The organism is Streptomyces ochraceiscleroticus (assembly GCF_000720485.1).
GTDB lineage: Bacteria > Actinomycetota > Actinomycetes > Streptomycetales > Streptomycetaceae > Streptomyces > Streptomyces ochraceiscleroticus.
Genome location: NZ_JOAX01000009.1, coordinates 201,111 through 211,967 on the forward strand (window position 1 = coordinate 201,111; position 10,857 = coordinate 211,967).

The 10,857-nt window shown below is 71.5% G+C and carries 10 protein-coding genes and 1 pseudogene; 5 read left to right on the forward strand and 6 right to left on the reverse strand.

Going from position 1 to position 10,857, the window contains the following annotated elements; genetic code table 11:
- Positions 1-4: 4 nt before the first annotated feature.
- The 3 genes from IG84_RS0114540 to IG84_RS0114550 form a co-directional block, all read right to left on the reverse strand.
- Positions 5-967 (reverse strand): threonine/serine dehydratase family protein, encoded by a 963-nt coding sequence (locus IG84_RS0114540; RefSeq protein ID WP_031056104.1) that lies wholly within the window; start codon positions 965-967, stop codon positions 5-7.
- Between the two features lie 160 nt (positions 968-1,127).
- The gene (locus IG84_RS0114545) at positions 1,128-2,699 is read right to left on the reverse strand and encodes a glycoside hydrolase family 32 protein (RefSeq protein ID WP_078648825.1); all 1,572 of its coding nucleotides are present in this window, start codon (positions 2,697-2,699) and stop codon (positions 1,128-1,130) included.
- A 192-nt stretch (positions 2,700-2,891) separates the two neighbouring features.
- A complete protein-coding gene (locus tag IG84_RS0114550) occupies positions 2,892-3,905 on the reverse strand; it encodes a LacI family DNA-binding transcriptional regulator (protein ID WP_031056108.1) in 1,014 nt (337 codons plus the stop codon).
- Positions 3,906-4,255: 350 nt separating this feature from the next.
- Here IG84_RS0114550 and IG84_RS0114555 point away from each other — a divergent pair, with 350 nt between their 5' ends.
- The 5 genes from IG84_RS0114555 (at position 4,256) to IG84_RS40650 (ending at position 9,726) form a co-directional block, all read left to right on the forward strand.
- Positions 4,256-5,656 carry a sugar porter family MFS transporter gene (locus IG84_RS0114555; RefSeq protein WP_031056110.1) on the forward strand — a complete coding sequence of 467 codons (1,401 nt, stop codon included), beginning with the start codon at positions 4,256-4,258 and terminating at the stop codon, positions 5,654-5,656.
- Positions 5,657-5,848: 192 nt separating this feature from the next.
- Positions 5,849-7,120: an aspartate aminotransferase family protein gene (locus IG84_RS0114560; RefSeq protein ID WP_031056112.1), complete on the forward strand. Its 1,272-nt coding sequence runs from the start codon at positions 5,849-5,851 to the stop codon at positions 7,118-7,120.
- Positions 7,121-7,220: 100 nt separating this feature from the next.
- Positions 7,221-8,732, forward strand: coding sequence for an NAD-dependent succinate-semialdehyde dehydrogenase (locus IG84_RS0114565; protein WP_078648826.1), 1,512 nt, complete (start codon positions 7,221-7,223; stop codon positions 8,730-8,732).
- Between the two features lie 146 nt (positions 8,733-8,878).
- Complete coding sequence (locus IG84_RS0114570; RefSeq protein ID WP_031056114.1) at positions 8,879-9,142, forward strand: chaplin; 264 nt, start codon at positions 8,879-8,881, stop codon at positions 9,140-9,142.
- A gap of 116 nt (positions 9,143-9,258) precedes the next feature.
- Complete coding sequence (locus tag IG84_RS40650) at positions 9,259-9,726, forward strand: PPC domain-containing DNA-binding protein (protein WP_051861713.1); 468 nt, start codon at positions 9,259-9,261, stop codon at positions 9,724-9,726.
- An 11-nt stretch (positions 9,727-9,737) separates the two neighbouring features.
- On the opposite strand, the pseudogene IG84_RS42795 reads toward IG84_RS40650, so the two are convergent.
- From IG84_RS42795 to IG84_RS38905, 3 genes and pseudogenes are all read right to left on the reverse strand, one after another.
- Positions 9,738-9,974 (reverse strand): annotated as a pseudogene (locus IG84_RS42795) (SMI1/KNR4 family protein); the annotation flags it as partial.
- Entirely contained in the window at positions 9,971-10,444 is a 474-nt protein-coding gene (locus IG84_RS0114580) for a hypothetical protein (protein ID WP_051861714.1), read from the reverse strand. The pseudogene IG84_RS42795 and the gene IG84_RS0114580, both read right to left, overlap by 4 nt.
- Positions 10,441-10,857, reverse strand: a 417-nt coding sequence (locus IG84_RS38905; protein WP_211266462.1) for a hypothetical protein, incomplete at its 5' end; no start/stop codon positions are given. The genes IG84_RS38905 and IG84_RS0114580, both read right to left, overlap by 4 nt.

Here is a 10,857-nt window from a genome sequence, read left to right on the forward strand (position 1 = left end):
GATGTCAGGCCGGCAGGCCGAACTCCTCGGCCCAGCGCATGACGTCCCCGGTCGCGGCGTTCCCGCCGCACAGCACCAGCCCGATCCGGGCCTCGTCCCCGACCCGCTCGACCACCTGACGGGCCGCCGGCAGCAGACAGCCGGCGGCCGGTTCGGCCCAGACCTTCGCGTGCTCCGCGAGGTCCAGGACACCCCGCACCGCCTCCCGGTCCGGCACCACCAGCACCTCGTGCACCAGCTCCGCGACATGGTCGTACGTGAGCTGCGAGGCGGCCGGGGCGCTCAGCGTGGACACGATCGAGGACAGCTCGACGGGCACCGGGCCACCCGCGGCGAGCGCCTCGGACATGGCCTGCGCCCCTTCGGTCTCCACGCCCCAGACGCGTACCCCGGGGCGGCGCGCGCGGAGCGCCGCGGCGACGCCCGAGATCAGTCCGCCGCCCCCGATGCTGACCAGCACGTCCGTCAGCTCGCCCGCGTCCTCCGCGAGCTCCAGGCCGACGGTGCCCTGGGCGGCCACCACCACCGGGTCGTCGAAGGGGTGCACCAGCGTCAGGCCGTCCGCCTCCAGCTCCGTCACCAGCTTGAACGCGCTCTCCATGTCCTCGGTGAGCTGCACCGAAGCGCCGGCCGCCTCGGCGATATTGACAGCACGCGCGGGCGCCGACCGCGGCATCACCACGGTCGCCTTCAGGCCCAGCGCTCCCGCCATCACGGCCAGCCCGATCCCGTGGTTGCCGCCGCTCACCGCCACCACGCCCGCGGCCCGGTCCGCCTCGCTCAGCGACAGCAGCTTGGCCGTCGCCCCGCGCGCCTTGAAGGAGCCGGTCCGCTGCAGCAGTTCCAGCTTGGCGGTGACGGGCGCACCGAGCAGCGCGGTGAGGCCGGGACTGGACACCGTCGGAGTCCGCACGACGTATTCGGCGATCCGGTCGGCCACTGCCTCGATGTCCGCGATGCCGATCACGGCACCCTCCCTCTCCGTCGGCGTCCACTCCGCTGCCACCTGCTGTGATGCGGGCGGGCAGGGCTCCGACCCTACAACTCGCGGGCGGGAGGCCACCGACGTCCGGACACCCGGCGCGTACCGGCCGGTACGCGCCGGGTGTCCGGCTCTCGGTGGCGCCTTACCAGGCGGACCGCAGCGGCCACACCGTGAGCCGCTCGACGCGCATCCCGCCCTCCTCGGCGAAGGTGCCCAGGCCCGTGGCGTCCGGGCCGGGGAAGATCTGGTCGGTCAGACAGACCGTGCCGTCGCCCGCGTACACCTCCACCGACGAGCGGTCCACGATCAGTCGCAGCCGCAGCACGCCGTCGGTGAGCGCGAGCGGGGCGCGGTGCACGGCGGGGAACTCCGCGGCGAAGCCGACGTCGCCGGACGCCGTGCGGTCCACGTACAGCTCGCCGCCGCCGGCGTCGTAACCGATCCGCGTCCGGTGCCCGCCGCCGGTCCGCACCTCCAGGCCGCACTGCCGCGCCCCGTCCGGCCGGAGCACGGCCTCGATCTCGTACGTCTGGCCGGCATCCTGCAGCAGCCGGGTGGCGCCCGCCCGGACCCGGCGGCCGGTGATCCGCAGCGCCGGGGTGCGGCGCAGCGTGGCCAGCTCGGCGACCGGCTGCTGGACGAGCTCGGCGCCGCCGTCCGGCGCGGCCCGCAGGCCCAGTTCGCGGGGGAAGCCCATCGCGCTGCGCCACGGACTGGTGGGGATCTTCTCGCCGTACAGCCAGTTGTTCATCCAGGCGACCATGATGCGGCGGCCGCCCGGCGCGTCGTTGTACGTCACGCCCGCGTACGCGTCGGCGCCGTGGTCCAGCCAGCGCGGCGCGTCGTGCGGGTCGGCGGTGAAGCGGGTGCCGTCGAAGTCGCCGGTGAAGTACTGCCCGGCCGAACCGCCCGCCGGGCCACCGGGGTTGAGGTTGACGATCAGTACCCACTTGCGGCGCCCCGCGTCGTCGCCCACGGGCAGCTCGAAGAGGTCCGGGCACTCCCACACGCCGCCGGTCGCCGCGCTCGGCCCGAAGTCGCTGCGGTGCGTCCAGGTCTTGAGGTCGGGCGAGGTGTAGATGCTGATGCGGTGCTCGGCGGAGAGCGCGAGGACCATCACCCAGCGGGCGGTCGCCTCGTGCCAGAACACCTTGGGATCACGGAAGTTGTCCGAGCCGATGTCCAGCACGGGATTGCCCGAGTACCGCTTCCAGGTCGCACCCTCATCGATGCTGTAGGCGAGCGACTGCCGCTGCTTGCCGGTCGCCTTGACCATGCTGGTGTAGATCGCGACGAGCGGGGGATTCGCCGCGGTGCCCAGGCCGCTGGTGTTGTCGCGGTCGAAGACGGCGCTGCCGGAGAACACCATCTCCTCGTCCGTCTGCGGGATGGCCACCGGCTGCTCCTCCCAGTGCAGGAGGTCGGTCGAGACGGCGTGGCCCCAGGACATGTTGCCCCAGGTCGTGCCGGCGGGGTTGTACTGGAAGAAGAGGTGGTACTTCCCGTTGTGGTGGATCAGCCCGTTGGGGTCGTTCATCCAGTTCTTGGCGGGGGAGAAGTGCACCTGCGGACGGTACTGCTCGTCGTATGCGCGCAGTGTGGCTGCCGTCGCCGGGCCGGTGGACCAGGCGCTCAGCGCGCCGGCACCGGCGAGGGCGAGCGCACCGGCGAGAACGGTGCGGCGGGCGGGGTGGCGGTGCGGGGTGTCGGGCATGCGGGTGCCTCCGGTAGGGCAGCGCGGCCAACTGGCCTGCGTGCGGGGCAGGGAAACGGCGGATGAGTCCCGCGCGTCCACGGCTCCCGACGAACCGGACGGCTGGGGTGGTGCGTTCAAGCGCGGCCGCCGCCGACATGGCGACCGCGGCAGACTGTAGAAGGCCGTGCTCGGAAATGTCCAGAGCAGCGGTCAGTGCGCCGGCTCCGCGGGGCACCCGCACGACGTCCGGTGCACCAGCGTCGGCTCCAGCAGCACGGTCCGCTTCGCGCCGTCCGGGTCCGCGAGCCGGTCGATCAGCATCCGTACGGACTTGGCGCCGATCTCCTCGACCGGCTGGGCGATGGCGGTGAGCTGCGGCTGCAGCAGATCGGCCCACTCGAAGTCGTCGAAGACGCTCAGGGCGACGTCCTGCGGCGCCTTCAGCCCCAGCCGGGCCAGCGCCCGCAGCACACCGAGCGTCATGTGGTTGTTGCCCACCACCAGCGCGGTCGGCGCGTCCTTGCCGCGCAGCAGCCGCTCGGTGACCTGCTGCGCCATGTACGCATGGCTGTGCCCGGGGACGACCAGCTCCTTGGCCGGGTCCAGGCCCTGCCGCTTCATGCCGCGCTGCCAGCCGCGCACCCGCTCCGAGCTGGTACGGATGCCGCGCCGCCCGGCGACCATGCCGATCCGGGTGTGCCCGAGATCGGCGAGGTGGTCGACGAGGCGGGCCGTGGACTCCACGTTCGCCGTGCCGATCTGGTCGAAGGCGGGGGAGGCGCAGCGGTCGATCAGAACGGTGGGCAGGCCGGTGTCGGTGAGGTATCGCAGCGCGGCACTGCGGGGGCCGGCCGCGGTGGCCAGCAGCAGTCCGTCGACGCGGCGCTGGTGGAGGTTCTGCACGACCCGCAGCTCTTCGGCGGGGTCGTCGTGGGTGTCGGCTATCAGCAGTGTGTAGCCGGCGGCGCGGGCCGTGGCGTCGATCGCCGAGACCATGTCCGCGAAGTGGAAATTGGTGACCGCGGAGACCGCGAGGCCGAGCGTCTTGGTGCTGGAGGTCACCAGCGAGCGGGCGATGGTGTTGGGGATGTAGCCGCTCTCGCGCATGGCGGCGTGGACCTGGTCGCGGGTCTCCTCCTTCACGAACCGGGTCCCGTTGATCACGTGGGACACGGTCGAGACCGAGACCCCGGCCCGACGTGCCACGTCGGCCATGGTCGCCATGCGTGCCTCCTCCGGTCTGCCGTCTCCGTGATCGTACGTGAAGCGGTCCGCGAGAAAAGCGCTTGCGCAAACGCTTGCGCGAAATCGTTCGAGCAGTCACGATGCCGTACCGGGCGGTCGCATCCCGACCGGACGCCCCGGCACTCAGCGTCGCGTGCCGAGGCATCCGTGGCCGCCCCCACTCCGGCTGCCGTGCGACGCGGCACCGGCTCCCGCCGCCCGTCCCGCCGACGGACGCCAGGCGGCGGGAGCACCGCACGCCCCGGTCCGCAGGACGACCGGGCCGGGGCCCGGCGGAGCGCAACCGGTATCAGCTGACCCCGCGTCAGCCCACCTGAAGGAGAGCTGCCTTGGCCCGCACCGACCACGTCCTCACGCCAGAACCGGGCGCACCGCCGCGCAAGCGCGGACGTGCCGCGGTCATCGGCGCGTCCGCCGTCGCCGCGCTCGGCGGCTTCCTCTTCGGCTACGACACCGGAATCATCTCCTCGGCCCTGCTCCACATCACGCCGGAATTCCACCTCAGCTCCGGCATGCAGCAGGTCACCGTGGCGTCCCTGCTGCTCGGCGCGATCGTCGGCGTGCTGGTCAGCGGGGCGGTCACCGACGCCGTAGGCCGCCGCCGCACGCTGCTCACCGCCGCCGGCATCTTCACCGTCGGCGCCCTGGGCTGCGCCGCCGCGCCGGACGACACCGTACTGATCGCCGCTCGCTTCGTCCTCGGCCTCGCCATCGGCACCGCCTCGCTCGCCGTGCCCGCCTACATCGCCGAGATCGCGCCCAAGGAGAGCCGCGGCAAGCTGGTCTCGCTCAACCAGCTCATGATCACCGTCGGCATCTTCGTCTCCTACCTCGTCGGCTACGCCTTCGACGACGTGGAGGAGGGCTGGCGCTGGATGCTCGGCATCGGCGCCGTACCGTCCCTGCTGATGCTCGCCGGCGTCTTCCGGCTCTCCGAGAGCCCGCGCTGGCTGCTCACCCACGGGCGCCCCGACGAGGCCCGCGCGGTGCTCGGCCGCACCCGTACCGCGGAGGAGGCCGAGCGCGAGGTCCGCGAGATCGAGACGCTGGCAGCCCAGGAGTCGAAGATCGGCTACCGCGACCTGCTGCGCCCCGCCATGCGCCCCGCGGTCATCCTCGGCGTGGTGGTCGCCGCGACCAACCAGCTCGTCGGCGTCAACGCGGTGATCTACTACGCGCCCACCATGCTCCAGCAGGCCGGCTTCGCCAGCTCCGCCGCGATCCTCTCCTCGCTCGGCATCGGCCTGGTCAACATGGTCCTCACCGGCATCGCGCTGCTCCTCGTCGACAAGGTGGGCCGCCGCCCGCTGCTGCTCGGCGGCACCGGCGTCGTCGTCCTCGCCCTCGTCCTGCTCGGCGCGCTCTACCTCTTCGGCGACGGGCAGCCCGCCAGCAGCGGCCTGCTGGTCGCCGGGCTCTGCCTGTACATCGGCGCCTTCGCACCCAGCCTGGGCCTGGCGATCTGGCTCATCAACAGCGAGATCTTCCCGACCGCCGCCCGCGGCAAGGCGTCCTCCTTTGGCAACGTCACGCACTGGGGCCTGGACTTCGCCATCTCGCTCACGGTGCTCACCACGATCCAGGCCCTCACCCCGACCGGCCTGTTCTGGCTGTACGCCGTCTTCGGCCTGCTCGGCGTCGGCTACCTCTACCGCAAGCTGCCCGAGACCAAGGGCCGCAGCCTGGAGGACATCTCGGCCTCCCTGCGCGGCGACCGGGCACAGGCGTGATCAAGCCGCGGAACGCGGCGACTGCGGGCCCGGCGCCCGAAGTCGCCGCGCGCGGCGAACACGTTGGTCGTTGACCCTCCCCACTCCTCTCCCACAAGGTGAGTAGGAGCCTGTGGTTGATCCCGTCAGGGGCCGGGCACAGACTCCACCATCCATCCGCACCGCTTCAACGCCGTGGGAGAGAGCTGTCGTATGAGCCACCTTTCCGAGCATCTGCGCCAGGCCACACCCGTCGTCGCCGAGCGCGGCGAGGGCGTCCACCTCTTCGGTACGGACGGCCGCCGCTATCTGGACTTCACCGCCGGCATCGGCGTCACCAGCACCGGCCACTGCCACCCGCGCGTGGTCGCCGCCGCCCAGGAACAGGTGGCCACCCTGATCCACGGCCAGTACACGACCGTCATGCACCAGCCGCTCCAGAAGCTGGTCGCACGGCTCGGCGACGTACTGCCCCAAGGGCTGGACAGCCTCTTCTTCGCCAACTCCGGCAGCGAGGCCGTGGAGGCCGCGATGCGGCTCGCCCGGCAGGCCACGGGACGGCCCAACATCGTCGTCTGCCAGGGCGGCTTCCACGGCCGCACGGTCGCCGCCGCCTCCCTCACCACCTCCGGCACGAAGGTCCGCACGGGCTTCGGCCCGCTGATGAGCGGCGTGCACGTCGCGCCGTTCCCGAACGCGTACTACTACGGCCGGCACTACGGCTGGGACGAGGAGGCCACCACCCGCTTCGCGCTGCGCGAGTTCGACCACCTCCTGCAGACCGTCACCGACCCCGACGACACCGCCGCGATCATGGTGGAGCCGGTGCTCGGCGAGGGCGGCTACGTTCCGGCCAACAGCGCCTATCTGCAGGGCCTGCGGGAGCGCGCCGACCGGCACGGCATCCTGCTGATCCTGGACGAGGTGCAGACCGGCGTCGGGCGCACCGGCCGCTTCTGGGGCCACGACCACTTCGGCGTCCGCCCCGACATCGTCATCACCGCCAAGGGCCTGGCCAGCGGCTTCCCGCTGTCCGGCATCGCCGCGTCCGACGAGATCATGTCCAAGGCCCGGCCCGGCTCGCAGGGCGGTACGTACGGCGGCAACGCGGTCGCCTGCGCCGCGGCCCTCGCCACCCTTGACGTGGTCGAGGACGAGGGGCTGGTCGGCAACGCCGCCACGATGGGCGCCCGGCTGCGCTCCGGCCTGGAGGACGTCGCCGCCAAGCACCCCGCCATCGGCGACGTACGGGGGCTCGGCCTGATGCTGGCGAACGAATTCACCACCGAGGACGGGGAACCGGACCCGAAGACCGCGACGCGCGTCCAGCAGGCCGCCGTCGAGGAGGGGCTGCTGCTCCTCACGTGCGGCCCCTGGGGCAACGTCGTCCGGCTGATTCCGCCGCTGATCGTCACCGAGCAGCAGATCGACGAGGGGCTGCGGGCCTGGTCCGCCGCCGTCCAGGCGGGCTGCGCCGACCGCTGAGACCCGGCCTGCGCCGGACCGGCCGGTTCCCTCGCACGAGGGGACCGGCCGCCCGTACACCCGCCCGCTCCGCGTACCGACCCGCCGGGAGGCACCGCTCATGACCACGACCACCAGCACCCAGCCGTCCGGCTCCCCGGACGCACCGCGCTCCGGCATCCGCGTCATCGACGCCGTCCCCAAGCAGCTCTTCATCGACGGCGGGTGGCAGGACGCGGCCGGCGGCCGCACGCTGCCCGTGGACGACCCCGCCACCGGCCGCGAACTGTGCCAGGTCGCCGACGCCGCGGCCGAGGACGGCCGGCGCGCCCTGGACGCCGCGGTCGCCGCGCAGGCGGACTGGGCGGCCACCGCGCCGCGCGCCCGCAGCGAGATCCTGCGCCGCGCCTACGAGCTGATCATCGAGCGCAAGGAGGACCTCGCCCTCCTGATGACCCTGGAGATGGGCAAGCCGCTGGCCGAGGCGCGCGGCGAGGTCGGCTACGCGGCGGAGTTCTTCCGCTGGTTCTCCGAGGAGGCCGTGCGCATCGACGGCGGCCTGTCCCGCACCCCCGACGGCGCCAACCGCGTCCTGGTGATGCGCCAGCCCGTCGGCCCCTGTCTGCTCATCACGCCGTGGAACTTCCCGCTCGCGATGGGCACCCGCAAGATCGGCCCGGCGGTCGCGGCCGGCTGCACGATGGTCCTCAAGCCGGCGCCCCAGACCCCGCTCTCCAGCCTGGCGCTGGCCGCCATCATGACCGAGGCGGGCCTGCCGCCCGGCGTCCTCAACGTCGTCACCACCACGGACGCGGCCGGCGTCGTGGAGCCCCTGCTGCGCAGCGGCGACATCCGCAAGCTGTCCTTCACCGGCTCCACCCAGGTCGGCCGCATCCTCCTGGCCCAGTGCGCCGACACCGTCGTACGGACCTCCATGGAGCTGGGCGGGAACGCGCCGTTCCTCGTCTTCGCCGACGCCGACCTGGACAAGGCCGTGGACGGCGCGATGGTCGCCAAGATGCGGAACATGGGCGAGGCGTGCACCGCCGCCAACCGCTTCTTCGTGCACCGCTCCGTCGCCGACGACTTCGCCACCCGGCTCGCCGAGCGGATGGGCGCCCTCACCGTCGGCCCCGGCACGCAGGACGGCACCGACGTCGGCCCGCTGATCGACGCTGCGGGCCGGAACAAGGCCGCCGACCTGGTCCAGGACGCCGTACAGCGCGGCGCCAAGGCCCTGATCGGCGGCGAGGCACCGGACGGCGCGGGCTACTTCTACCCGCCCACCGTCCTCACCGACGTGCACCCCGGCTCCGCGCTGATGTCCACCGAGATCTTCGGCCCGGTCGCCGCGATCCTCACCTTCGTCGACGAGGACGAGGTGGTTGCCGCCGCGAACGACACGGAATGGGGCCTGGTCGGCTATCTCTTCACGGAGAACCTGGACCGCGCGCTGCGGGTCGGCGAACGCCTGGAGACCGGCATGGTCGGCGTCAACACCGGGCTGGTCTCCAACCCGGCCGCGCCCTTCGGCGGCATCAAGCAGTCCGGGCTGGGCCGCGAGGGCGGCCGAGCCGGCATCGAGGAGTTCCTGGAGATCAAGTACCTGGCCATCCCGGCGGGCCAGGGCTGACCGGCCAGGGCTGTCCGGCTGACGCCGATGCTCCGTACGGACTCATGTGCTACTGCAATCAGGCGGTCCCGGTTCCGGCCAGGTGGCGAACGGGCCGCGGCCGGTGACTCTCCCAGAGAACAAGCCACCTCCTCATGGGAGAAAACATGTCCATCCGTACCGCCCTCGTGGCGACCGCCCTGGCCGCCGCGACGGTCCTCGGCGGCGCCGCCACCGCCGTCGCCGACGCCGAAGCGGAGGGCTCGGCCCACCGCAGCCCAGGTGTTATCTCGGGCAACGTCATTCAGGTGCCGGTGCACGTTCCGGTCAACGTGTGCGGCAACAGCATCAATGTCATCGGGCTGCTGAACCCGGCCTCGGGCACCTGCGTGAACGACGGTCACCACGGCCGCCACCACAAGAAGCACTGACCGGTCGCTGTACCGCATCGGCACCCGCCGCCGGACCCACCGGGTTCGGCGGCGGGTGCCGTCGGGCAGGCGCACGGCACACGTGCCGCGCACCATCGACGGGCGGAGGCCGCGCGATGAAGACCAGGCTGCTGTACGAGGAGGCCGGGCTGCGCACGTTCGCACTGGTCATGGACAAGGGCGACGAGGCAGCCGCCCGTATCACCGCCTTCGCGCGCGAGCAGGGCATCAGCGGCGCGGGACTGACCGCGATCGGCGCCTGCCGCCAGGCCACCCTCGGTTACTTCGACCCCAAGATCATGGATTACCGCAGCACCCACTTCGACGGCCAGATGGAGGTGCTCGCGGCCGGCATCAAGGCCCTGATTGAGGTTTTGCTGCTGGTGCGGCACATGGAACACGAACATGTGGTCGCCGGGGATGAAGGTCAGGGCAGGGCCCAGGCTTCGGCACGCCAGCCAGGCAGCTCCTTGTCCAACCACTCCTCGACGGTCCTCCGCCAACGATCCGAGGATTCGCTGTCGGCGACCTCGGCCCAGGCGTCCTTTGCCATGTCGGGGTCGATGAACAGGCTGTCGAGGTAGGCGTCGAAGTCGTCGGGGTCCTCGAAGCCCTGGAGCGGTTCGGGTTCGCAGGCTGAGAGATGGACTGAGTAGGCTAGGCTCCCTCCACCCGCCATCTCCAAGAACGAGCGGTACGCCGCCGGCAGGGCGAGTCCGACCTCGCGTTCAAGGGCGTCGAGTTCGTCCTGGTCGAACGGCCTGAACGGGCCACCTACCAGACGACCCCGATACCAACGAGAGAGCTCCTCGTGCTCGAAGTCGTGGATCAACTGCTCCTCACGTCGAACTCGGTTCGGTTATGGGCGATGGTGGCGAGCAGGTCTTCAATGCGGCAGTCCACGGCGGTGTTGGTGACAGGCTCGAAGCCGACGACGTTCCGGGCTGTGTCGGCAATGTCTGAGGGGGAGAAGCTCCAGCCCTCGATGCGGCTCCATCCGGCCTCCACCCGAGCGTGGTTCCCGTCTGGGGACGTCACGCGCAGCCACCCCGTGCACTCGTCGGAGAAGTCGAAAGGCAGGAAGGCTGCGCCCCCGGTCGGCCTCAGCTGTTGGACTTGCTCACCCCATTGTTCGAGGAGGCGGGCGAGTTGTTGTGCCACGTCCGCGCCAGCCGTCGGAGTCCGGTCGCTGGCGAAGTAATACGAGTCGCAGACGTGCCGCCACACGCCGAGTCGCAACACAAGGTCGTCGTGGATGCCTTGATCGGTGGTGCGCTTGAGGCGCAGTGCGACACGGTTCACGACCAGGACTCCAGTTGCGGATTCGAAGGCGCCGCAGCCCAGGGCCCACGATGCCCTCCGCAGCTCTCCCGCTCCGCGGCGAATACCGCCTCGGCGCACGGCTGGTGGCGGAAGTTCAGCGGTGACGGCAGCAAGGCCAAGGTCATCGTGTGGCTACAGGTGAGGGCCAAGAAGGGCAGCCGCTGGCACACGGTCGCCAAGGGCGTGAAGAACGTCAAGCCGGCCAAGAAGGGCAGTCGGAAGTCGAGCACCACCGTTCGGAAGAAGTGCAACAACCACAAGACACGGTAATGGCGTAGCTTGATCGACGTCGGCATCATCGGTGTCGACGACTCGCCGGAGAAGGCGTACACCAAGATCGTGAAGCTGCGTTGCGGCGTGTGATGTGAGCACTGGGAAGCCGGTTGGGGGAC